Genomic DNA, 23,540 nt, shown 5'->3' with positions numbered 1-23,540 from the left:
TCGAAAACGGAGAGCGGAGACCATCCCCCATGCCGCACTGGTCCGTCTACACCGGCAGGAACGAGCCGCACGACGGCATCGACGACCTCCCCGCCCCACCGCCCTGGCGTGCCTTCGACGGCGGGCCCGCCGCGTCACCGCCCGAGGAGGGCGAGGACGCGACGGCCGTCTCCCCCGACCGCGTGCACCGGGCGAAGTCGTACGTGGCCACCCCGGAGAGCGTCCGGCTCGTCAACGCCGCGCTCTGCCTGCGCCGCCCCCTGCTCGTCACCGGCCCGCCCGGCACCGGCAAGTCCTCGCTCGCGTACGCGGTGGCGCGCGAGCTGCGCCTCGGCCCGGTCCTGCGCTGGAACATCACCAGCCGCAGCTCCCTCGCCGACGGCCTCTACCAGTACGACCCGCTGTCCCGGCTGTACGCGGCCCGGGAGCGGCGGGACGGGTCCGGCCCGGCCGCCGGTGACGTCGAGGACCACCTCCGCCTCGGCCCGCTCGGCACGGCCCTGCTCCCCTACGAACGGCCGCGCGCCCTGCTCGTCGACGAGATCGACAAGAGCGACCTCGACCTGCCGAACGACCTGCTGAACGTCCTGGAGGAGGGCCAGTACGAGATCCCGGAACTGGTCCGTGCCGCCCGCCACTCCGGCGACGGCGCGGCCGAGGTCCTCGCGGACGGCACGGACACCCCGGTCACCGTCCACCGCGGCCGGGTCCGCTGCCGGGCCTTCCCCTTCGTCGTGATGACCAGCAACGGCGAACGCGAGTTCCCGCCCGCCTTCCTGCGCCGCTGCGTCCGGCTCAAGCTGCGCCGCCCCGACCGGGACCAGCTCACCGACATCGTCCGCGCCCACCTCGACACCCCGGACGGTCACGCGGACCGTCTGATCACCCGCTTCCTGGAGCGGGCGGGCGGCGGCGAACTCGCCACCGACCAGCTGCTGAACGCCCTCTACCTCACGGGCGTCGCGGGCCTCGACGCCGAGTCCCTGGACGACCTCGCCGAGCAGCTGATGCCGTACCTCAGCGCGACGGCCGACGGCGATGGCTTCTGACCACGGCACCGGGCCGTCCCCGGTCGCCCGGCTGGCCGCGGCCCTGTCCGCGGCCGGTGCGTCGCCGACGCCGCGGGAACTGGCCGAACTGCTGTGGATGGCCGCCCGGTTGGAACCGGCCCGACAGGAGGATGAGCCTTCGGAGCAGCCCGGCGGCGACGGCGACACTCCACCCGCACACGAGGGAAACGCCCCTGCGGAGGCGGAAACCCCCGCCCCCGTGCCCCCGCAACCGGAACCGGAGCCGGTCCGCCCCACCCCCGACCGCGTCCCGCTGGTCCTGCCCGCCCCGCAGTCCCCGCACCATGGGCACGACTCCCCGGGCGGCGGCGGATCCCCCCTCCTCGCCCCCGCGCCCCCGATGCTGCCCCACCCCCTCGCGCTCCAGCGCGCCCTGCGCCCGCTGAAGCGCAAGGTGCCCTCCCCGCACGCCCGGGTGCTGGACGAGCGGGCGACGGCAGACCGCATCGCCCGGCTCGGCGCCCACCCCGACGTGTGGCTCCCGGTGCTGCGCCCGGCCCCCGACCGCTGGCTGCGCCTGAACCTGGTGCACGACACCGGCCCCACCATGCCGGTCTGGCGCCCACTGGTGAGCGAACTGCACACCGCCCTCGCCCAGTCGGGCATCTTCCGTACGGTCACCCTGCACCCGGCGACCCCGGACGGCCGGGCCCGCCACGTCCCGGTCCTCGACGACGGCCGCACCGTCACCCTCGTGATCAGCGACTGCATGGGCCCGCAGTGGCGTCCGGGCGAGGCGGGCGACCGCTGGTACCGCACCCTGCGCCACTGGGCGCACCGCATGCCCCTCGCCGTGGTGCAGCCCCTGCCGGAGCACCTGTGGTCCTCGACCGCGCTGCCCGCCGAGCCGGGAGTGCTGACGTCCCCGTCCACGGCGGCGCCCTCGGCGGCCCTGGCCTTCACCCCGTACGAAGCCGCACCACCTCCAGACCTGGCCCTCCCTGTCCCGGTCCTGGAACCGGGTGCGCCGTGGCTCGCCCACTGGGCGGCCCTGGTCGCCGGCCCGGGCGGTGCCCGCGCCCAGGGCGCGGCGGCGTGGCTGCCGCCCGCTCCCGCACCGCCCGCGGAGCCGGCCCAGGACATCGCCGCTGCCTCCCCCGAGGACCTGGTGCTGCGCTTCCGGGCGACCGCGTCCCCGGAGGCCTTCCGGCTCGCCGGGCACCTCGCGCTGGCGGTCCCCTCGGTCCCGGTGATGCGCCTCGTGCAGCGCGCCGTGGACCGCGACCCGCGCCCGCAGCACCTGGCCGAGGTGATCCTCAGCGGCATGCTCACCGCCGTCCCGGGCCCGCCCGGCTCCTACGCGTTCCGGCCCGGCGTACGGGAGTTGCTCCTGCGCTCCCTGCCCCGCACGGCCCGCGGCCGGACCCGGGAGTTCCTCGCGCGGATCGGCAGCCTGATCGACGAGCGGGCGGGACTCGCGGCCGGGGAGTTCCGGGCGCAGACGGACGGCGGACAGGACGGCTCGGGACCGGCGTTCGCGACGGTCAGCGAGGAGACCGTGCGCCGGCTGGGCGGGCAGGGGCCGGCGGAGCGGTTGTTCGCCGGGCGCTACCGGCCGACCGGGCTGCGCGGGGCGAACCGGAGCCTGTGGAAGGCGGTGGACGTCCACACCGGCCGGCAGGTGGTCGTACGCCGGTACCGCGAGCAGCCCGCACCACAGGAACGGTTCCTGAGCGAGGCGCGCACCCTGGCCGGGCTGGCGGACCCGCACGTGGTGCGGGTGCTGGACTTCGGCGTGGCGGACGGCGTCCCGTACGTGGTCACGGAGTTCGTGGACGGGCTGACCCTGGCCGAGGTGCTCTCGGGTCTCTCCTTCCGGACGTTCGCCCGCCTGGTGAGCCAGGGCCTGGCCGGCCTCGAAGCGCTGCACGCGCACGGCCTGGTGCGCGGGGAGCGCGGGCCCGCTGGCCTGCTGCTGCGGCCCGACGGCACGGTGCTGCTGAGCCGGGTCGCACTCGGCGAGGAGTCGCGGGGCAAGGACCCCGAGTCGGACCTGGCCGAGTTCCGGTGGCTGCTCAAACAGCTGGCGACGAGCGTGTCGGTGCCCGCCGAGCACCGCGAGCTGCTCGACCTGATCGACGGGCGCAGGCTGCCCGCGGCCGCCCGGTACGCCGCCGGCCCGGCCGCGACGACCCAGTGGCCGCCCCCGCTCGACGTCACCCTGCTCGGACCCCTGCGCATCAGCCACGGCACCCGGCCCGTCGAGCCTCCCGCGCCGGAGGCCCAGGCGCTGCTGTGCATGCTGCTCCTCGCCCACGGGCGCCGTGTGACGCACGCCGAGCTGGCCCGGGGCCTGTGGGAGGAACCGCCGGCGGAGCGCCGGGCCGCGGCCCGCATCGAGGACCTCGTTGCGGAGCTGCGCCGGGTGCTGCCCCCCGGTGCCCTGGTCACCCTGCCGGACGGCTGCGCCCTGCACGCGCCGGACGTCCACGTCGACGTGTTCCACTGCGAGAAGCTGCTCGACGGCCCGGCGCGCGGCCCCGCCGAGGTCCAGCGCGCCCTCGACCTCTGGTACGGCCCGCCCCTGGACGGCGTCCCCGGCCCCGCGGCGGCGGCGGCCCGGGACCGTCTGCGGGTCCTGAAGTCGAGGCTCCGGGCCCTGCACGCCGAACTGGACGAGGCCCGGGAGGCCACCGCCCCCACGATTCTCTTCGAGGCCGACGACCTGAACCGGCCGGAGGCCCGGATCACGCTCGAGTACGCGGTGCACGAGATGCTCGCGCGCGGCGCCCTGGCCGCCCACCAGTTCGACGTACGCGTCCGCCCCGACGGCTACGTCGTCCACACCGAACCCGGCACCTACGTCCTCCCCGTCCTGGTCGCCGTCCTGCGCGGCCTGCCCGAGGTCCTCACCGGGCTCGCGGACCCGCCGTCCCTGACCGTCACCTTCTGGGACCGGTCCGCCCCGCCGCCGGACGTACCGCCGGTGCCCGCCGGCATCCAGGTGGTCGTCGCCCCGGCCGTGTACGAGGAGTTCGCCGCCAGCTCGGCCGCCCAGGGACCCCGGCGCTTCCAGCCCCTGTTCCAGGACGGCGCGACGGACACCCCGCCGGTCGCCTGGTCCTGCCCGCTGGCCCCGGCCGCCGCCCCGCGGCCCGAGACCCGCGACCTGGTGCAGGGTCCCTTCATCACGCACGACCTGCGCCGGCTCGGGATACCGGCCCCCGGCCGCACGGCCGTCGTCCACACCCGGCCCGACGGCCCGCTCACCCTCCTCGACCCCGCTCAGCCGCACGGCGACCGGCAGCCGAGCCTCGTGACGTACTACGAGGTGGACCTCACCACCCACCAGTCCCACCACCGGGTCTCCCTGCCGAGCTCCGGCAAGGGCGCGTTCACCGCCGCGGTCGAGCTGTCCTGGCACGTGGACGACCCGGTCGCCTTCGTGCGCGCCGAGGTCGGCCGGGTCTCCGAGCCGCTGCTCGGCCATCTGCTGGAGGAGGCGGCCCGGATCACCCGCCGCCATCCGCTGCGCCGGGCGGGCGCGGCCCAGCGCGCGGTCAACGCCGGGCTGCGCCGCTGGCCGGTGCCGGGGCTGTCGGTGGCGGCGTCGGTGCAGTTGGCACCGGAGGGGGCGGCTCTGCCCGGCATGCCGCAGGACCCGGCCCCCACGCAGCGCCCGCTGTCCGATCTCCTCGGCGAGGCCGAGACCGTCCTGATCGGCTTCGACGGCCCCATGGCCCGGCTGTTCTCGGCGCAGGCGGCGAGCGAGGCCGCGCTCGACCTGCTCGCCCTGGTCGCCGAGCACCGCGACCCCGAGGGCGCCCCGCCCGCCGCGGCGCGGGACACGTTCACGCATCCGCTCGACGTCCTGCGGGCCTTCGCCCAGGACCGGCTCGCCCCGCTGCTCCGCGACCGTCTCGGCGCCATCGAGCTGCGCGCGGTCCCCGACGCGCCGACGACCCACAACTCCGTGCCGCTGGTCCGGGCCCTGCACGGCTCCGGCCGCCGCGTCAGCGTGGTCACGGACGTCAGCGCACCGGCCGTGCACAGCTACCTGGAGCCCTACCGCCTCCCCCTGGCCGGCATCCACGCCCGCGGTGAGGACCTCACCCTGCTGACCCCGCATCCCGACTGCCTCCTGCGCGCGATGCACTCCCTGGGCGGCGCCGCCGCGACCGGCGTGCTCATCGGCTCCACGGTCGCCGAACTCACCGCCGCCCAGCAGGCCGGAGTGCGCTTCATCGGCCTCGCCCGCAACACCACCGCCGCCCGGCAGCTCGACGAGGCGGGCTGCGAGACCACCGTCACCTCGCTGGCACCGCTCCTGGAGGCGGCGCGCTCCCTCCCGGCCCGGTGAGGGACAACCGCCCGTTCGGCGGCGCCCCGCCCGGCCCCCTCAGAAAGGCGCCCCCGTCCCCTCCCGCGCACGATGCGAGGGAGGCCCGCCAGCCCGGCGGCCTCACGTCGCGAGGCCCGCCACCTGGCGGCCTCCCACGGTCTGTGCTCTCGGGAGGACCTGCCATGACCGCCAGTCTGGAGCAGTTGCGCCGCTGCCACTTCGCCGTCGACCTGGGGGCGGCCCGTACACGCGTCTACGTCAAGGGCGCCGGGCTCGTCGTCGACCAGCCGTCCGCCGCCGCCGTGAACACCCGCACCGGCGCGCTGATCGCGGTCGGCGAGCTCGCGGAGAAGATGACGGGCCGCACACCGGACTTCATCCGGGTGGTACGGCCGGTCTCCGGCGGCACCGTCGTCGACATCGAGATGGCGCAGCGCATGCTGCGGCACCTGCTGGGCGACAAGATGCGCCGCAGCCTGCGCCGCAAGCCGATCCTGCGCGCCGCGGCCTGCACCCCGCACGACGCCGACCCGCTCGCCCAGCGTGCCGCCATCGAGACACTGGTCGGTCTCGGGGCCCGCCGCGTGGAGCTGGTCGACACGCTGATCGCCGCCGCCGTGGGCTGCGGACTGCCCGTGGAGCAGCCCGAGGCCACGATGATCATGGTGTGCGGTGCCGCTGCCACACAGGTGGCGGTGCTGTCTCTCGGCTCGATCGTCACCGCCGAGCGCATCCCGGTGGGCGGCGAGGCCGTCGACAACGCGATCGTGCAGCACCTGCGGCACGAGCACGAGCTGATGCTGCCCAGCCAGTCGGTACGGCCCTTGCAGCTCGCCCTGTCCGGCAACGGCCTCACCTCGCAGGGTCCGGCCTCGACGGAGATCCACGGGCGGGACGTCGCCACCGGCCTGGCCCGCTCCGTCCAGATCGACACCGCCGCCGTACGGGACGCCATCCAGACGCCGCTCACCGCGGTCCTGGACGGCATCGGCAAGGTGCTGCGCTCCTGCCCGCCCGACCTGGTCGCCGACCTCGCCGACCGGGGAATCATGATGGTCGGCGGCAGTGCGCTGCTGCCGGGCTTTGACCAGATGCTGCGTCAGGCGACCGGCATGCCCGTGCACATCGCCGAGCGGCCGGACGTGTGCGCCGTGCAGGGCATCGGCGCGATGCTGGAGGGCAGGATCGAACCGCTGGCGCTGGATCCGCTGGGGTCCTGAGCGGCCGGGGTACGTGCCCTGCCCTCAGCGGGCGAACCAGCAGCGCACGGTCGTCCCGTCGTCTCCCCGGTGCACCCGCACCAGGTCGGCGATGAGGTTCACCAGCAGCAGTCCGCGCCCGCCTCGCTGGTCGCGGGGCACGGGTTGGCGCCCGGCCAGCGGATCCGCGAGCCGCCCTTCGTCGCGCACGTCGCACACCACGTACCCGTGCTCGGCCCACACCCGCAGCACCCCGGAACCGCCGCCGTGCACCACGCTGTTGGTGGTGAGCTCGGCCATGGCGAGGGCCAGGTCGTCCAGCTTGACGCCGGTGAGCCCGAGCCGCGTGCCCTCCGCGACGGCCACGTGCCGGGCCTGGGAGAGCGAGTCGGAGTCGAAGGTGAACGTCAGCGCGTCCGGTACGGGCGGCAGCGCCTCGTTGTACCGGTCGACGACGTCCCCGGGGGCGTACGCGTCACTGCCCTGCTCCACCCGGGAGCCGGAGGGGATGACGGTCGGGTGGGTGGCGTAGGCGTCGGCGAGGACGTGCTCGGGGAGCCGCCCGACGTCGTACGGGCACAGGATGGTCGCCGTACGGCCCCGGAAGGCCGCGTTGATGAGCGCCTCGTGCTGGACGCACGCGGGGTACTCGGTGTCGGAGCGCCCGGCCCAGATGGGCTCGCCGATGATCCGCACCCGGCGTCCGGCCGGCTGGGCGTCGGTGAACGCGCGTAGCACACCGGGAATGATCCGCCCGGGATTGCGGCCGGCCTCACACATGTCCAGCAGCCGCACCGCCGCGGCGGCCTCGCCCAGCGCGTCCCGGATCAGCGCGAGGTTCTTGCCGGGCACCGCCACCGCCACGGGGTCGCCCGCCGCCAGGCCCTCGCGTACGAAGGGCACGGTGACGTCGAGGTACTCGTCCTCGTCGCGGTAGAAGAGCGCGGGATGGACGAAGGGCTCCAGGGGGCCGAACGGTTCGGCCACGGCAGCGGTCATGACACCGATACCTCGATCCCGGCATGGCCGGGCCACAGCAGGTCCAGCGTCCGCCGCAGGGCCGCGGGCGGACGTCGTACCACGAACCGCCGGCCGTCCCCGAGCTGCCCGGCGGCGGTCGCGAGCGCGCCCGCGCCCGCGACGTCGACGAACGTCACGTCGGACAACTCCAGGTAGTACACGTCCTCATCCTCGCGAACGGCCTGCTCCAGTACGCCTTCCCAGATCGCACGTGTCGTCAGGACGACCTCGCCCGCCGCCCGGACACCCTGCCGCCCGGGCAACGGGAACACCGCCAGGCCCGGCACGGGACCACGGGCCCCGGCGGCCGGCACCCGATACTGAGTGTTCAAGCCCTCTCCCCACGTTTGTGGACCACGGCGCTGGTACCCGCCCGGGGCAATTTCATTCCCCGTGGTGGTGTGTAGTACGCCGTACGGCGGGCAGGCGCATCTCACACCGGCGTCGACGGGGGCGAGTGACGTCGGGCAGTTCCCGCGAGAGGAACACGACCGACGAGGACCGAAAAGGCGGTGACATGACGTCAGCGGCATCACCACATCGCACAGGAGGGTCGAACACACTGGTCATCAGTGGCCGCGTGGACGCGGACCGGGCCGAGCTCACCCCGTGCGGTGAGCTGGTTCGCGGCTGCGCGGAAACTCTGACCAGGACCCTGGCCGAGCTGCCGCCCACGATCACGCGGGTGGACCTGGACATGGAGGGCGTGCACTTCATGGACACGGCGGGTCTGCAGTTCCTCGACGTGCTGGGCGACTTCGCCCGGCGGCGGTTCGTGACGGTCACGACCGTCAACTGGAACGGCCAGCCGCGCCGGATCCTGGAACTGGCGGGCCTGGACACGACCGACCCCCTGCGTCCCGCGCCCCACCCCGAGCCCGAGCCCGCCCAGCCGTCGGCCCCGGCCCCCTCCGCGGTCGCCCTGGAACGCTCGGAGCGCCTGCACGTCCTCCAGGAGGAGGTCGAGCAGCTCCGCCAGGCGATCGCCTCCCGCCCGGTCATCGACCAGGCCCGGGGCATCCTCATGGCCAGCCACGGCTGCACGTCCGACGAGGCCTGGCACATCCTGCGCGAGACCTCCCAGCTGTCCAACACCAAGCTCCGCGACGTGGCCGCCGCCGTGACGGCCGGCGCGAAGCCCGACGGCCCCCGCCCGGCCCCCGAACTCCGCGAGGCCTTGCGGCGAGCCATCGCCCGCCGCCGCCCGACCTGAGACCGACCCCGCAGACTTCACCCCGAGCCGCCCGGCCCGACCGTGGCGGCCCCGACGTCCTTCGCGAAACCACCCACCGGTCCCGGCCACACCCCACCCCGCCCCGGACCGACCGCACACCGGCCACGGCCGACCGACCGTTCCCCGGACGGTCCGGCCACCACCCCAGGCGAATCCAACGGCCTACGCCACACCGCCCCACCGGCCCTTCTCGCATCCACCCCACCGGCCCCGACCACACCCCACCCCGGGCGAACACAACGCCGACGCCACCCCGCCCCACCGGCCCTTCTCGCATCCACCGCCGCACCGCCCCACCGCCCCCGACCACACACCACCCCGGACCGGACCGACCAGACACCGCCCCGGGCGAACACAACGCCGACGCCACCCCGCCCCACCGGTCCCTCTCGCATCCACCGCCCATCACCCCAGGGCGCAGCGCACCCGAACCAGGCCCGACCGCCCTCCATCCCGCACCGCCCACTCGGCAGCCCCAGCGGCCGACGCCACCCCGCCCCGCCGTTCACCGCGCACATGGCCGCCCACCTCACGGTCGGCATGGCGGCACCGATCCCGGTCGTCCTGTCCCGCCCCGTCACCCTGGCCCTGCGCGTCCTCCCCCTCCCGGCCCGCCGCGCCCTGGTCTCCTTGACGCGCTCCCGCCTCGTCACGGCCCTGGTCTTCCCACCGGTGGCCGCCGCCCTGGACATCGGCGGCCTGTGGCTCCTCTACCGGGCTCCCCTGCCGACGTCCCTGCACCACAGCCCCCTGCTCCTGCTGCACCTCTTCCTCGCCGGAACGCTCTTCACCTTCGCCCTGCTCGCCGTGGACCCGGTCCGCCACCGGCCGGGCTTCGCCGTGCGCGCCGGCACCCTCCTGACGGCCGCCGCGGCCCATGCCGTCCTGGCGAAGAGCCTGTGGGCGACGGGCCCGCCCGGCACGGCCTTCCTGCCCGCCGACCTGCGCCTCGCCTCGCAGCTCATGTACTACGGCGGTGACGCGGTGGAGGTCGCCCTGGCCGTGCTGCTGGCATCCCAGTGGTACCGCGCGCAGGGCCGGTCGCTCCGGCCCCACCGGGGTACCCGGCAGCCTGCACCGGCATGAGGAGACACACGATGAGCGACCAGACCCCGTCCCAGGCCGAAGGCGACCGCGAGGACGACCAGAACACGGACCCCACCCCCACCCCGACCCCGTCCCAGGCGGAGGGCGACCGCGACGACACCGCCGAGGAGGAGGACGACAGCAACTCCTAGGGCGTGTCCGCAAAGTCCCGTCGTCCGCCCGGAGGGCGGGCCTCGCGGCGTCCGGTGCGTGCTCTCGGCGTGCCGGGCGGACGCCCGCGTACTGGTTGTACGTGGGTGTTCGCCCGGTGCGGCGAGAGGGCGTGCCGGGCGTCGCGGGGCAGGCGGGACTTTGCGGACACGACCTAGGCCTGGTCCGACGCGGCCCCGGCCCACATGCACTGGCCACCGCACAACCTGACGTACCGTCCTCGTTGTGAGCGATGTACCTCCCGCGAACACCCGACGGGCAGCCAGGCGAGCGGCCTCCGCGCGCGCGGTGATCGGCGACGATCCGGCACTGCGGGCGGCCTACGGGCTGTGCCGGCGCCGAACCAGGGAGCAGGACCCGGCGGAGTACGCGCTGATCGAGCTGGTGCCCGCGGCGCTGCGCCCGGCCTGCTGGGCCCTGTGGGCGGCGGCCAGCGCACTCGACGACCTGGGCGACGACCGCACCGCGCCCGCCGCCGAACGGGCCGCCCGGGTCGAGGAGTGGATCACCGCCCTGCACCGCGAACTGCCCGTCGGCACGAGCCCGGACCCGATCCGCCACGCCCTCGTCGACACGGCGGCGCGCTGGCGGCTGGACCTGTCCGAACTGCACGGCGCCATGGTCCAGGTCCGGGACGACACCCACGGCAGGCACTTCGCCGACTGGGCCGCGTGGCGCACCTGGGGCCGGGACAACCTGCTGCCCTGGTTCGGCCAGGTCCGTACCCTCTTCGACCGGGCCGGCGTCCCCGTGGCACTGCGTCTGGACACCCGGGAGAGCTACGAGGAGTTCCTGGACGGCGTCCGGCTCACGGACATCCTCACCGACCTGTCCGCCGACCTCGCCCAGGGCGACCTCCTGCTGCCCGACGAGGCGCTGCGGCCCTTCCCCGGGGCCGCGGAGGACCTGGCGCACCGGCGCTGGAGCCCCGCCGTCGCCGCCCTGGTCACCGAGCTGACCGGCCTGGCCCGCCAGTGGGTGAGCCAGGACGCTCTCAGCCGCGGGATGCACCCCGGGCCCGCCACCGTCCTGCACACCCTGGCCGCGCTGCTGCGCGCCCAGCTCGACGCGATCGGCTCCGCCGGCCCGGCCCTCCTGCGGCGCCCGCCCCGGCCCGCGCTCGGCACCCGGGCCCGGATCCTCGTCCCCGCCCGGGCCCGCGCCGCCCTGGCCTGGAGCCTGACCTCGCTGACGGTGCCGCCCGCACGGCCCGCCGGGCACGGCAGCCCGCCCCCGGCCGACCGGACGGCACGCACCCGGAGCTTCCGGCCCCCGCCACCCCACCCCGACGGCCACCGGCCCCCGGACATCCCGCCGGACCGGCTTCCCGCCCACGTCGCCGTGATCATGGACGGCAACGGCCGCTGGGCCGAGCAGCGCGGCCTGCCCCGGCACGAGGGGCACCGGGCCGGCGCCACCGCCGTCCGCGAGGTGGTGCACGGCGCCCTGGAGATCGGCCTGCGGCACCTGACGCTCTACACCTTCTCCACCGAGAACTGGCACCGCGATCCCGAGGAGGTCGACGCGATCCTCGACCTCGTGCGCCGCGAGGTCGTCGACGACCCCTTCCGCGACCTCGACGTCCGGCTGCGCTGGCACGGCCGCACCGGCCGCCTGCCACCCGACCTGTCCGACCTCCTCGACCTGCGGGAGCGCGGTACCCGCACCCGCACCGGCCTGACGCTGACGATGTGCATCGACTACGGCGGCCGCGACGAGCTCACCCGCACCGCCGCCGCCCTCGCCCGCCGGGCCCGGGCCGGTCACCTCGATCCCGACCTGATCGGCGAGGAGGACTTCGCCCGGCACCTGCCCCGCCCGGACATGCCGGACGTCGACCTGCTCTGGCGCACCGGTGACGAGCAGCGCATCTCCAACTTCCTGCCCTGGCACACCGCCTACGCCGAGCTGCACTTCACGCCGGACCTCTGGCCCGACACCGACCGCCGCCACCTGTGGCAGGCGATCACCACGTACACCCGCCGCCAGCGCCGCCACGGCACCGTCCCGGCGGGCACATGAGGGAGTCCGGTCAGCCGGCGAAGCCCTGGTCGCTCAGCGCCTTCTCGACACGGGCACGGTGGTTGGCCTCCCAGGCGTCGAGGGACTCCTCGGCCTCCTTGGCCAGCTTCGCCCGAGCCGCCGCGAGGATCTCCTCCCGGCGGGCGGCGGGGGTGACGACGACGCCTTCCTCGTCGGCGACCACGATGTCGCCGGGGTGCACGAGCACGCCGCCGACGCGGGCCGGCTCACCGAGCGCGCCGGCCTTCTCCTTGGTTCCTGGGATCGGTATGACACCGCGTGAGAAGACGGGAAAGCCCGCCTCGCGCACCTCGCCGAGATCGCGGATGACACCGTCGACCACGAAGCCCGCGACCCCCCGGCGCTGTGCGACGGCGCACACGTTGCCGCCGGCCAGCGCGTAGTCCACGTCGCCCGACTCCACGACGATGACCGAGCCGGGCTCGGCGCGGTAGATCGCGGCGTGCAGCATCAGGTTGTCGCCGGGCACGCACCGCACGGTGTACGCCGGGCCCGCGACGCGGGGCGAGTCCCACAGCGGGCGGATGCCGGTGTCCATCACCTGGGCGCGGCCCAGCAGGTCGGCGAGGATGGTGGGAGGAATGTCCTGGAAGGGAGAAGTCACACCGGGGATCCAAGCAACAAGGCATCAGCCGACGCCACTTGGTTTCAGCCAGTGATCACGCCGGGCCGGCCGGAGCAGAACGCCCGCGGGTACGGTGACGACGTCGTACCAAGGGGGAGCGGAATGCGCTACGTCATCATCGGGTCCGGGGCGGTCGGCGGTTCGATCGGGGGGCGGTTGCACGAAAGCGGCCGGTCCGTCGTCCTGGTCGCCCGCGGCGCGCACTTCGAGGCGCTGCGCGACAACGGGCTGCGGCTGAAGGTCCCCACCGGCACGCTCACCCTCGACGTGCCCGTGGTGGCACGGCCGGAGGACGTCGGACTGTGCGAGGACGACGTGCTCGTCCTCGCCGTCAAGACCCAGGACACCGTGGCCGCCCTGGACGCCTGGGCCGCGCGGCCGGTGGCGGGCGGCGGCACGGCGGGCGACCGCCTGCCTCTGGTGTGCGCCCAGAACGGAGTGGAGAACGAGCGCCTGGCACTGCGCCGCTTCCGTGAGGTGTACGGCATGTGCGTCGTCCTGCCCAGCAGCCACCTGAACCCGGGCGAGGTCGTCGCGCCCTGCGGCCCGTACACCGGCGCCCTGGTCATCGGCCGGTACGGGACGGGCCCGGACGCGACCGCCCGGCGGATCGCGGACGACCTGGAGAAGGCCTGCCTCCTGGCTCCGGTGGTGACGGACGTGATGCGCTGGAAGTACGGCAAGCTCCTCGGCAACCTCGCCAGCGTGGTCGAGGCCGTGTGCGGCTCCGCCTCGGACGCCGCCGCGCGGGACCTGGTCGCCCGGGCGCAGGCCGAGGGCGCCGCGGTCCTCGACGCCGCGGGCATCCCCTACGCGAGCGAGGCCGAGATCACCGAGCTGCGCAGCGGGACGGTCGACCCGCAGCCGATCGCCGACGAGCTCACGCGCGGCTCGTCCTGGCAGAGCCTGGCGCGGGGCGCGGGTTCGATCGAGACGGACCACCTCAACGGGGAGATCGTGCTCCTCGGCCGGGAGCACGGCGTGCCCACCCCGGTGAACGCGGCCTTGCAGCACGCCGCCCGGGAGAGCGTGTCCCGGCGCCGCGAGCCGGGCGGCCTGACGGCCGAGGACCTGAACAGGCGCATCACGGAGGGCGTCACCGCCTGAGGACGATGGTCGATTTTCGCCGAGGGCCGGATCGGCTCACCGAGGCGCCATTGGAATTCCGATGCCAGGCATTGGATTCCTCATTGGATACCTATCGGACCGCGGCCTACTGTCGAGGACATCGCCGCTCTGACGAACTGCACTCACCGTGTCAGTGATCGCAGAGTGTCAGCGGACGCGGCACTGCGGAGCGCGCGATACGCAACCACCCTCCAGGCCCCGGCGAGCCGGGCCCGTACCCTCGGAGAAACACCATGTCGAAGATCCTTTTCGTGATGACCGGCGTCGACCACTGGACGCTGGCTGATGGCTCCAAGCACCCGACCGGCTTCTGGGCCGAGGAGGCCGTCGCCCCGTACAAGTCGTTCAGGGCCGCGGGCCACGAGATCGTCGTAGCCACCCCGGGCGGCGTCGTCCCCACGGTGGACAAGGCCAGCCTCGCCGCCGAGGCCAATGGCGGCCAGGAGAACGCCGACAAGATCGCGAGCGCGCTCGCCGCGATGACCGAGCTGTCGAACCCGATCAAGCTCGAGGACGTGAACCTCGACGACTACGCCGCCGTCTTCTACCCCGGCGGTCATGGCCCGATGGAGGACCTGGCCGTCGATGCCACCTCCGGCAGGCTGCTCATCGACACCCTGGAGTCGGGTAAGCCGCTGGGCGTGGTCTGCCACGCCCCGGCCGCCCTGCTCGCGGCCGTGAAGACCGACGGGTCCAACGCCTTCGCGGGCTACCGGGTGGCGGCGTTCACCGACGCCGAGGAAGCGCAGGCCGGCCTCGCCGACAAGGCGAAGTGGCTGCTGGAGACCCGCCTGACGGAGGTGGGCGTGCAGGTGCAGCCGGGCGAGCCGTGGGTTCCCAACGTGGTCGTCGACCGCAGCCTGGTCACCGGCCAGAATCCGGCCTCCTCCGCCCCCGTCGCCGCGGAACTGCTCAAGAAGCTGGCCTGAGCCATGGGCACTGACCGGCTGGACGAGGTCCTGGACGCCACCTACGACTGTCTGACCCGGTACGGCGTGCGGCGCACCACCATGGACGACATCGCCACCACCATGGGCGTGTCCCGGTCAGCGGTCTATCAGTACGTCCGAAGCAAGGACGACGCCTTCCGGCAACTCGCCCACCGGCTGCACACCCAGGCACTGGAGCGCGCCCGGCGGGCGGCGGCCGCCGAGGACACCCCGTACGCCGAGCGCGTCCGGGGCGTCCTGGCCGCCAAGCTCGACCTGGCCCTCCAGCTCGCCGGGGACTCCCCGCACACCGCCGAACTCCTGGACGAAAAGGCCCGGCTGTTCGGGGAGATCTGCACCGCCTTCACCGCGGACCTGCGACGTCTGCTGATCGGCCTGTTCACCAAGGCCGGCACCACGGGCGGTATCGATCCCGGCAAGGCGGCGGATATCGCGATCGCCCTGGCGATCGGACTGGAGTCGGTGGGCGACGGCAGGCTGCTGCTGGGGCCCGCGACCGACGCGCTTGTGTCCGGCCTGCTGGGCGCCCCGGTCGCGACCCGCTGACCGCGCGCCCCGAGGCGTTCGTTCTCCCGTTTCCCTGTCGTTTCGCTCTGTGCCGCTGAGCCATGCCCGTTTCCAGCCGGTTCGGCCACCGCCCGCCCGCCTGGGCGCCTCCCGGCTCCGCCGGCACCGCCGCAACCACCCCGCCCTCCGCACCCATCCCGACCCAAGGAGCCCCCTCATGAAGATCGGCATCATCGGCGCCGGAGCCATCGGCGGCAATCTCACCCGGCGGCTGACCGCCCTCGGGCACGACGTCTCCGTCGCCAACTCCCGTGGCCCGCACACCCTGACCGCGCTGGCCGAGGAGACCGGCGCCACCGCGGCAGCGGTGACCGAAGCGGCCCGCGGCGCCGAGGTCGTCGTGGTCACCATCCCGCTCAAGAACGTCCCCGACCTTCCCCCCGGCCTGTTCGACGGGGCCGCCGAAGGCTTCGCCGTGATCGACACCGGCAACTACTACCCCAAGCAGCGCGACGGGAGGATCGCCGCCATCGAGGACGGCGGGCTCACCGAGAGCCGCTGGACCCAGCAGCACCTCGGTCACCCGGTGATCAAGGCGTTCAACGGCACCTACGCCCAGGACATCCTCGACAAGCCACGCCCGGAGGACGACACCGAGCGGATGGCGCTGCCGGTCGCGGGCGACGACGAGGCCGCCAAGAGGATCGTCCGCGATCTCATCGACGAGCTCGGCTTCGACACCCTGGACGCCGGCGGCATCGACGACTCCTGGCGCCAGCAGCCCGGCACCCCCGTGTACGGCCTGCGCGGCGGCGTCGACGCGGTGAGGAAGGCCCTGGCCGAGGCGTCCTCCAAGCGCCCGGCCGCGTTCCGGGCCTGAGGCTTCGGATTCCGCTACAGCCCCCTTGCCATAGGAGGCGGATAGGATTTCCGGATTTCCCACGTGAGACATAGGGGTTCCGATGGCCCGATCGGGGTGCGGCAGTCCGCTGCGGCACCCCCACCGGACCTGAACCTGCTGCGCACCTTCCTGGCTGTGTACCGCTCCGGTTCCTTCACCGCCGCCGCAGCACTGCTGGGCCTGTCCCAGCCCACGGTGACCACCCAGATTCGCGCCCTGGAACGGCAGACGGGCCGCGAGCTGTTCCAGCGCCTGCCGCGGGGCGTCGCCCCGACACCCGTCGCCCACGACCTCGCGGCCGGCGTGGCCGCGCCCCTGGACGCGCTCGCCGCCGTCGCTGGGCACGACATCGCACCGGACGAGCCGGCCGCCCCCGTCCATCTGGCAGGTCCTGCCGAACTGCTGTGCACCCGGGTCCTGCCGACGCTCGCTCCGCTGGCCGCCGACGGTGTACGGCTGCGCGTGACCACCGGCCTGACCGACCCGCTCCTGGAGGAGTTGCGCTCCGGACACCATGACCTGGTGATCGCCACCGTCCGGCCGCGCGGGAGGGCGCTGGCCGCCGTGCCGTTGATGGACGAGGAGTTCGTCCTGGTCGCCGCGCCCGCCTGGGCCGACCGCCTGAGGGAACGGCTGGCCGCCGACGGCCCGGCCGCGCTGCACGCCGTCCCCCTGGTCACCTACGCCGAGGATCTGCCCATCGCCCGCCGCTACTGGCGGCACGTCTTCGGCACCCGGCTGTCCCGCCCCGCCGCGGTCACCGTGCCCGACCTGCGCGGCGTACTCGCCGCGGTCGCCGCGGGAGCCGGTTTCACCGTCCTGCCCCGCTTCCTGTGCCAGGACGAACTCGCCTCCGGCGCCCTGGTGCCCCTGCACGAGCCAGACGATCCGCCCATCAACACCGGCTACCTCGTCCAGCGCCCCGGCAGGCCCGGCAACCCCGACGTCACCCGGGTCCGCGACCTCATCCTCGAGGCGGGCCGCACCTGGTGAGTTCGCGACTCAAGGCCACCGAAGGGACGTTTCCGCGAGTCAGATCACTGCTGAGGTGGGGCGGGTGGGACTCGAACCCACGGCCGACGGATTATGAGTCCGCTGCTCTAACCGGCTGAGCTACCGCCCCATAGCGGCGTGTCGCGTACATGTGTGCGCGCCGTCTGCCGCAGCATAGCCGCTCATACGATCTCCTGCTTCGCGTGGTCGGCTTCGCACGGCCCTCGTGACCATGAGGACTCCGACCAGCGCCGCACGGTTCCCAGGAGATCGGAACGGACATGAAAAAGGACCCCTGTGGGGGTCCTCGTTCAGCGTGCTCCCCCGACTGGACTCGAACCAGTAACCTGCCGGTTAACAGCCGGCTGCTCTGCCAATTGAGCTACGGAGGACCGAGCTCCCCGGACTGGACTCGAACCAGTAACCTGCCGGTTAACAGCCGGCTGCTCTGCCAATTGAGCTACCGAGGAAGGTCTCGTTTTGCATCGAACGCACCTACCTGGGTATTCGCCAGGGGGCGCGCGCTCGCTGCGACACATACATTAGCGCAAGCAGGGGGGTGCTTCGCCAATCGGTACTCCCCGGCGCCCGCGCCGCACCGGAGACCCACGCAAGGGAAGGGTGACAGCCATGCGTTACCGGCTCACGTTCGTCGCCGGAGTCGTCCTGGGTTACGTGCTGGGCACGAGGGCCGGACGCGAGCGCTACGAACAGCTGAAGAAGTCGGCCCGCCAGTTCGCGCAGAACCCCGCCGTCCGCAACACCGCGGAGTCGGCGGCCCACCAGGGCCGCGAGTTCGCGGGCAAGGCGTACCACGTGGTGAGCGACAAGGTCGGCGACCGTGTCCCCGACTCGGTGGCCGAACGAGTCCGCCACCTCAAGGAGCGCGCCACCCACAACGGCGGCGAGGACGACTGGGGTACAAGCAATACGTAACAGTTCCTTGTCAGGCGCCGGGCACAGCCACGCCCTCAAGGGGCGCGGGGAACTGCGCGACCAGCCACGACGAGGCCCGCACCCGGAACCCGGCGACATCCCCCACGGCGCCCACGGCTCGAGCCGGCGCAGCGGTACGGCAGAATTTTGGCCATGGGGATAGTCGCCGGGTTGGACAGTTCACCCGATTTCACTCGCATCGTCGTCTGTGACTCGGACACCGGAGCCGTGCTCAGGCAGGGATACGCACCGCATCCGGTGGAGAGCCCCGACGGCGGTCGGCCGTCCGACGTCGACCCGCAGGCCTGGCTGCTGTCCCTGGGCGAGGCCGCGGGCGGCGGACTGCTGGAGGGCGTGCAGGCCATCGGCGTCTCGGCGCAGCAGAACGCCGTCGTGCCGCTGGACGCGCAGGGCAACACCGTCCGGCCGGCGATGGTCGGCGGCGACAAGCGCACGCAGGTCGCGGCGGCCGATCTGATCGACGCGCTCGGCGGGCGCGAGGCATGGGCGCAGGCGGTGGGGTGTGTGCCGCAGGCCGCGCAGCCGGTGACGAAGCTGCGCTGGCTGGCCCGGACCGAGCCCGAGAACGCGCAGCGCACCGCGATCCTCCTCCAGGCGCACGACTGGCTGGTGTGGCAGTTGCTGGGCCGCCCGATCCGCAGGACCACCGACCGGGGCGGGGCGTCCAGCACCGGGTACTGGTCGGCCGCGACCGGCGCCTACCGGCCCGACCTCGTCGAGCTGGCGCTCGGGCACCAGGCCATGCTGCCGGAGGTGATCGGCCCGGCGGACGCGGCCGGCAGAACCCCGGAGGGGCTGCTGATCTCCGTAGGCACCGGCGAGACCATGGCGGCGGCGTTCGGGCTGGGCATCGGCCTCGGGGACGCGGTCGTGTCGCTGGGCGCGTCCGGGTCCGTGATGGCCGTGCACCCCGAGGCGCTGGTCGACGGCTCCGGGATGATCACCGCCCTCGCCGACGCGACCGGCATGCACCTGCCCGTCGTCACCACGCTGAACGCCGTACGGACGCTGCGCGGGACCGCCGAGCTGCTGGGGCTGCCCGATCTGGAGAGCCTGTCCGAGCTGGCGATGAAGTCGACGCCGGGGTCGCACGGGCTGGTGCTGCTGCCCTATCTGGAGGGTGAGAGGACGCCGAACCTGCCGCACACCGCCGGGACCCTGGCGGGGCTGCGGCGCGAGTCGATGAAGGCGGAGCATCTGGCGCGGGCCGCGTTCGAGGGCATGCTGTGCGGGCTGGCGGACGCGCTGGACGTGCTGCGCGCCCGGGGCGTGGAGGTGCGGCGGGTGTTCCTGCTCGGGCCGGCCGCCGAGCTGCCCGCCGTGCAGGCCGCCGCGCCCTCGCTGTTCGGGACGCAGGTCGTGGTGCCGCAGCCGGCGGACTACGCGGCGATCGGCGCCGCCCGGCAGGCGGCCTGGGCACTCGGGATGTCCCAGGGTTCGCTCGACGCACGGACCCCGCCGACCTGGCAGGGCGCGGTCGCGCAGGTACTGGAGCCCGGGGAGGAGCTGGCCGTGGGGCAGGCGGTGCGGCAGCAGTTCGTGGCGGTGCGGGAGCAGACTCACCCTGGGGCCTTTTGACCGCCTGTTGGGTTAATTCAGTTGAGGTAACGCGGGTGGAGTGTTCGACGATAGGGGCCAGGGGCAACCAACCGCCCCGTCGTCCATCTTGAGAGAAGCAGCGTGCTCATACGACTCCTGCGCACCCACCTCAGGCCCTACAAGAGGCCCATCACCCTGCTGGTGCTGCTGCAGTTCCTGCAGACCTGCGCCACGCTCTACCTGCCCACACTCAACGCGGACATCATCGACCAGGGTGTCGTGAACGGCGACACCGGCTACATCCTGGGCTACGGCGCGCTGATGATCGGCATCTCGCTGGTCCAGGTCGTGTGCAACATCGGTGCCGTGTTCTACGGCGCCCGTACGGCGTCGGCGCTCGGGCGGGACGTGCGCGGGGCCGTGTTCGACCGCGTGCAGTCGTTCTCCGCGCGTGAGGTCGGTCACTTCGGGGCGCCGTCGCTGATCACCCGCACGACGAACGACGTCCAGCAGGTGCAGATGCTGGCGCTGATGACGTTCACGCTGGTGGTGTCGGCGCCGATCATGTGCGTGGGCGGCATCGTGCTGGCGCTCGGCCTGGACGTGCCGCTGTCCGGGGTGCTGGTGGCGGTCGTGCCGGTGCTGGGCATCTGCGTGACGCTGATCGTGCGGCGGCTGCGGCCGCTGTTCCGTTCGATGCAGGAGCGGCTGGACACGGTGAACCGGGTGCTGCGCGAGCAGATCACCGGCAACCGCGTCATCCGTGCCTTCGTCCGGGACGAGTACGAGCAGCAGCGCTTCCGGAAGGCCAACACCGATCTCACGGACTTCGCGCTGGGCACCGGCAACCTGCTCGCGCTGATGTTCCCGATCGTCATGACGGTGGTGAACCTGTCGTCGATCGCCGTGGTGTGGTTCGGCGCGCACCGCATCGACAGCGGCGGGATGCAGATCGGGGACCTGACCGCGTTCCTCGCCTATCTGATGCAGATCGTCATGTCCGTGATGATGGCCACCTTCATGTTCATGATGGTGCCGCGCGCGGAGGTGTGTGCCGAGCGCATCCAGGAGGTGCTGGACACCTCGTCGAGCGTCGTGCCGCCGTCGGCGCCCGTGCGGGAGCTGCGCCGGCACGGTCATCTGGAACTGCGCGGGGCGGGCTTTCGCTATCCGGGTGCCGAGGAGCCGGTGCTGCGGGCGGTGGACCTGGTGGCCCGGCCGGGCGAGACGACCGCCGTCATCGGCTCGACCGGCAGCGGGAAGTCCACGCTGCTCGGGCTGGTCCCGCGGCTGTTCGACGCGACCGACGGGCAGGTGCTCGTGGACGGGGTCGAGGTGGCGCGGATCGACCCGGAGCTGCTCGCGAAGACCGTCGGGATGGTGCCGCAGAAGCCGTACCTGTTCGCGGGCACGGTGGCGACCAACCTGCGCTACGGCAACCCGGACGCCACCGACGAGGAGCTGTGGCACGCGCTGGAGGTGGCGCAGGCCAGGGACTTCGTGGAGCGGCTGGAGGGCGGGCTGGACGCGCCGATCTCGCAGGGCGGGACGAACGTCTCCGGCGGTCAGCGGCAGCGGCTCGCGATCGCCCGGACACTCGTGCAGCGGCCCGAGATCTACCTCTTCGACGACTCCTTCTCCGCGCTCGACTACGCCACGGACGCCGCCCTGCGGGCCGCGCTCGCGCGGGAGACCGCCGAGGCGACCGTCGTGATCGTCGCCCAGCGGGTGGCGACCATCCGGGACGCCGACCGGATCGTCGTCCTGGACGAGGGCCGGGTCGTCGGCACCGGCAGGCACCACGAGCTGATGGCGGACAACGAGACCTACCGGGAGATCGTGCTCTCCCAGCTCACGGAAGCGGAGGCTGCCTGATGGCGGGGCCCATGGGGCGGATGATGGCCGGGGGCGGCCCCGACCAGCGCTCGCTGGACTTGAAGGGGTCGGGCAAACGGCTCGTCGCGCAGTTCCGGCCGGAGCGGCTGACCATCTGCGTGCTGCTGCTGTGCGTGGTGCTGAGCGTCGGCCTCAACGTCGTCGGACCGAAGATCCTCGGCAAGGCGACCGACCTGGTCTTCGCGGGCATCGTCGGGCGGGACATGCCGGCGGGGGCGAGCAAGGAGCAGGTCCTCGACTCCATGCGGCAGCGCGGGGACGGGGATGTCGCCGACATGCTGCGCAGCACCGACTTCACCCCCGGCAAGGGCATCGACTTCACGGCCGTGGGGAACGTGCTGCTGCTCGCGCTGGCCGTGTTCACGGTGGCCGGGCTGCTGATGGCGGTGGCGACGCGGATGGTGAACCGGGCCGTGAACCGCACCATGTTCCGGATCCGCGAGGACGTGCAGACGAAGCTGTCCCGGCTGCCGCTGTCGTACTTCGACAAGCGCCAGCGCGGCGAGGTGCTGTCCCGCGCGACGAACGACATCGACAACATCGGGCAGACGCTCCAGCAGTCGATGGGGCAGCTCATCAACTCGATGCTGACCATCATCGGCGTCCTCGCGATGATGTTCTACGTCTCCTGGATCCTCGCGCTGGTCGCGCTGGTGACCGTGCCGCTGTCGTTCGCCGTCGCCAGGCGCGTGGGCAAGCGGTCGCAGCCGCACTTCGTGCAGCAGTGGCGCTCGACGGGCAAACTCAACGCGCACGTCGAGGAGATGTACTCCGGGCACGCGCTGGTGAAGGTGTTCGGGCGGCAGGAGGAGTCGGCGCGGCAGTTCGCCGAGCAGAACGAGGCGCTCTACGAGGCAGGGTTCCGGGCGCAGTTCAACAGCGGAGTGATGCAGCCGCTGATGTTCTTCGTGTCGAACCTCAACTACGTGCTGGTCGCGGTCGTCGGCGGGCTGCGGGTCGCCTCGGGCTCGCTGTCGATCGGTGATGTGCAGGCCTTCATCCAGTACTCGCGGCAGTTCTCCATGCCGCTGACGCAGCTCGCGTCCATGGCGAACCTGGTGCAGTCGGGTGTCGCCTCGGCGGAGCGGGTCTTCGAGCTGCTGGACGCGGAGGAGCAGAGCGCCGATCCGGTGCCGGGCGTGCGGCCCGAGGAACTGCGCGGGCACGTGGCGCTGGAGCACGTGTCGTTCCGCTACGACCCCGACAAGCCGCTGATCGAGGACCTGTCGCTGAAGGTCGAGCCCGGGCAGACGGTGGCCATCGTCGGCCCGACGGGTGCCGGCAAGACGACGCTGGTGAACCTGCTGATGCGGTTCTACGACGTCACCGGCGGGCGCATCACCCTCGACGGCGTCGACATCGCGCGGATGTCCCGGGACGAACTGCGCGCCGGGATCGGCATGGTGCTCCAGGACACCTGGCTGTTCGGCGGCACGATCGCGGAGAACATCGCTTACGGGGCGTCCCGGAAGGTGACCCGAGGGGAGATCGAGGAGGCGGCCCGGGCCGCGCACGCGGACCGGTTCATCCGCACGCTGCCGGACGGGTACGACACGGTGATCGAGGACGAGGGGGCGGGGGTCAGCGCGGGTGAGAAGCAGCTGATCACCATCGCCCGGGCGTTCCTGTCCGATCCGGTGATCCTGGTGCTGGACGAGGCGACGAGTTCGGTCGACACGCGTACGGAGGTGCTGATCCAGAAGGCCATGGCCAAACTCGCGCACGGGCGGACGTCGTTCGTCATCGCGCACCGGCTGTCGACGATCCGGGACGCGGACGCGATTCTGGTGATGGAGAACGGGGCGATCGTGGAGCAGGGCACGCACGGGGAGCTGCTGGCGGCGGACGGTGCGTATGCGCGGTTGTACAAGGCGCAGTTCGCGCAGGCGGTGGCTGAGGTCGACTGAGTCGCCTTCGGGGGTGCCATGTGGTGTCGTGG

19 protein-coding genes and 3 tRNA genes are annotated in these 23,540 nt (G+C 73.2%); 16 read left to right on the top strand and 6 right to left on the bottom strand.

The window, feature by feature from the left end; translation table 11 throughout:
* Positions 1-29 precede the first annotated feature (29 nt).
* The 3 genes from QC385_RS27255 to QC385_RS27245 all read left to right on the top strand — a co-directional run bounded on the left by QC385_RS27255 (position 30) and on the right by QC385_RS27245 (position 6,572).
* Positions 30-1,049, top strand: coding sequence for an AAA family ATPase (locus QC385_RS27255; protein ID WP_279544012.1), 1,020 nt, complete (start codon positions 30-32; stop codon positions 1,047-1,049).
* Positions 1,039-5,370 (top strand): SAV_2336 N-terminal domain-related protein, encoded by a 4,332-nt coding sequence (locus QC385_RS27250; protein ID WP_279544011.1) that lies wholly within the window; start codon positions 1,039-1,041, stop codon positions 5,368-5,370. The genes QC385_RS27255 and QC385_RS27250 overlap by 11 nt, the downstream gene beginning before the upstream one ends.
* A gap of 164 nt (positions 5,371-5,534) precedes the next feature.
* Positions 5,535-6,572 carry a rod shape-determining protein gene (locus QC385_RS27245; RefSeq protein WP_279544010.1) on the top strand — a complete coding sequence of 346 codons (1,038 nt, stop codon included), beginning with the start codon at positions 5,535-5,537 and terminating at the stop codon, positions 6,570-6,572.
* 24 nt (positions 6,573-6,596) lie between these two features.
* On the opposite strand, the gene QC385_RS27240 is transcribed toward QC385_RS27245, so the two are convergent.
* Both QC385_RS27240 and QC385_RS27235 read right to left on the bottom strand, forming a co-directional pair.
* Entirely contained in the window at positions 6,597-7,550 is a 954-nt protein-coding gene (locus QC385_RS27240; RefSeq protein ID WP_279544009.1) for a sensor histidine kinase, read from the bottom strand.
* Entirely contained in the window at positions 7,547-7,903 is a 357-nt protein-coding gene (locus QC385_RS27235) for an STAS domain-containing protein (RefSeq protein WP_279544008.1), read from the bottom strand. The genes QC385_RS27240 and QC385_RS27235 overlap by 4 nt, the downstream gene beginning before the upstream one ends.
* A 185-nt stretch (positions 7,904-8,088) precedes the next feature.
* On the opposite strand from QC385_RS27235, the gene QC385_RS27230 reads away from it, so the two are divergent.
* From QC385_RS27230 to uppS, 4 genes are all read left to right on the top strand, one after another.
* A complete protein-coding gene (locus QC385_RS27230; protein ID WP_279544007.1) occupies positions 8,089-8,784 on the top strand; it encodes an ANTAR domain-containing response regulator in 696 nt (231 codons plus the stop codon).
* Positions 8,785-9,321: 537 nt separating this feature from the next.
* Positions 9,322-9,891 carry a cytochrome c oxidase assembly protein gene (locus QC385_RS27225; protein WP_279544006.1) on the top strand — a complete coding sequence of 190 codons (570 nt, stop codon included), beginning with the start codon at positions 9,322-9,324 and terminating at the stop codon, positions 9,889-9,891.
* A gap of 11 nt (positions 9,892-9,902) precedes the next feature.
* Positions 9,903-10,043, top strand: a complete 141-nt coding sequence (locus tag QC385_RS27220) for a hypothetical protein (protein WP_279544005.1) — start codon at positions 9,903-9,905, stop codon at positions 10,041-10,043.
* A 307-nt stretch (positions 10,044-10,350) separates the two neighbouring features.
* Positions 10,351-12,084: a polyprenyl diphosphate synthase gene (gene uppS / locus QC385_RS27215; RefSeq protein WP_279544081.1), complete on the top strand. Its 1,734-nt coding sequence runs from the start codon at positions 10,351-10,353 to the stop codon at positions 12,082-12,084.
* 10 nt (positions 12,085-12,094) lie between these two features.
* Here uppS and QC385_RS27210 read toward each other — a convergent pair whose 3' ends face one another.
* Positions 12,095-12,709 carry an RraA family protein gene (locus QC385_RS27210; RefSeq protein ID WP_279544004.1) on the bottom strand — a complete coding sequence of 205 codons (615 nt, stop codon included), beginning with the start codon at positions 12,707-12,709 and terminating at the stop codon, positions 12,095-12,097.
* 123 nt (positions 12,710-12,832) lie between these two features.
* Here QC385_RS27210 and QC385_RS27205 point away from each other — a divergent pair, with 123 nt between their 5' ends.
* The 5 genes from QC385_RS27205 (at position 12,833) to QC385_RS27185 (ending at position 17,209) form a co-directional block, all read left to right on the top strand.
* Complete coding sequence (locus tag QC385_RS27205; protein WP_279544002.1) at positions 12,833-13,837, top strand: ketopantoate reductase family protein; 1,005 nt, start codon at positions 12,833-12,835, stop codon at positions 13,835-13,837.
* A 254-nt stretch (positions 13,838-14,091) separates the two neighbouring features.
* Entirely contained in the window at positions 14,092-14,787 is a 696-nt protein-coding gene (locus QC385_RS27200; RefSeq protein ID WP_279544000.1) for a type 1 glutamine amidotransferase domain-containing protein, read from the top strand.
* Between the two features lie 3 nt (positions 14,788-14,790).
* Positions 14,791-15,354, top strand: coding sequence for a TetR/AcrR family transcriptional regulator (locus tag QC385_RS27195; RefSeq protein ID WP_279543999.1), 564 nt, complete (start codon positions 14,791-14,793; stop codon positions 15,352-15,354).
* A gap of 178 nt (positions 15,355-15,532) precedes the next feature.
* Complete coding sequence (locus QC385_RS27190; RefSeq protein ID WP_443033006.1) at positions 15,533-16,195, top strand: NADPH-dependent F420 reductase; 663 nt, start codon at positions 15,533-15,535, stop codon at positions 16,193-16,195.
* Positions 16,196-16,291: 96 nt separating this feature from the next.
* Positions 16,292-17,209 carry a LysR family transcriptional regulator gene (locus QC385_RS27185; RefSeq protein WP_279543997.1) on the top strand — a complete coding sequence of 306 codons (918 nt, stop codon included), beginning with the start codon at positions 16,292-16,294 and terminating at the stop codon, positions 17,207-17,209.
* Positions 17,210-17,265: 56 nt separating this feature from the next.
* Here the strand turns inward: QC385_RS27185 and QC385_RS27180 are convergent.
* The 3 genes from QC385_RS27180 to QC385_RS27170 form a co-directional block, all read right to left on the bottom strand.
* A tRNA-Ile gene (locus tag QC385_RS27180) sits at positions 17,266-17,339 on the bottom strand.
* A 189-nt stretch (positions 17,340-17,528) separates the two neighbouring features.
* A tRNA-Asn gene (locus tag QC385_RS27175) sits at positions 17,529-17,601 on the bottom strand.
* A gap of 5 nt (positions 17,602-17,606) precedes the next feature.
* Positions 17,607-17,679, bottom strand: a tRNA-Asn gene (locus tag QC385_RS27170).
* A gap of 160 nt (positions 17,680-17,839) precedes the next feature.
* Here QC385_RS27170 and QC385_RS27165 point away from each other — a divergent pair.
* The 4 genes from QC385_RS27165 (at position 17,840) to QC385_RS27150 (ending at position 23,508) form a co-directional block, all read left to right on the top strand.
* Entirely contained in the window at positions 17,840-18,145 is a 306-nt protein-coding gene (locus QC385_RS27165; protein ID WP_037671666.1) for a YtxH domain-containing protein, read from the top strand.
* A 153-nt stretch (positions 18,146-18,298) separates the two neighbouring features.
* Positions 18,299-19,744 carry an FGGY family carbohydrate kinase gene (locus QC385_RS27160; RefSeq protein ID WP_279543996.1) on the top strand — a complete coding sequence of 482 codons (1,446 nt, stop codon included), beginning with the start codon at positions 18,299-18,301 and terminating at the stop codon, positions 19,742-19,744.
* A gap of 102 nt (positions 19,745-19,846) precedes the next feature.
* Positions 19,847-21,580, top strand: a complete 1,734-nt coding sequence (locus tag QC385_RS27155; RefSeq protein WP_279543995.1) for an ABC transporter ATP-binding protein — start codon at positions 19,847-19,849, stop codon at positions 21,578-21,580.
* On the top strand, positions 21,580-23,508 hold the full coding sequence (locus QC385_RS27150) for an ABC transporter ATP-binding protein (protein WP_279543994.1): 1,929 nt from the start codon (positions 21,580-21,582) through the stop codon (positions 23,506-23,508). Before QC385_RS27155 ends, QC385_RS27150 begins: the two co-directional genes overlap by 1 nt.
* The last annotated feature ends 32 nt before the right edge of the window (positions 23,509-23,540 follow it).

It is taken from the genome of Streptomyces sp. DH10 (assembly GCF_029813805.1).
In the GTDB taxonomy this organism is placed as follows: Bacteria; Actinomycetota; Actinomycetes; order Streptomycetales; family Streptomycetaceae; genus Streptomyces; species Streptomyces coeruleofuscus.
The sequence above is the reverse complement of the archived record's forward strand: the minus strand, read 5'-3'. Positions and strand labels throughout refer to the sequence as shown.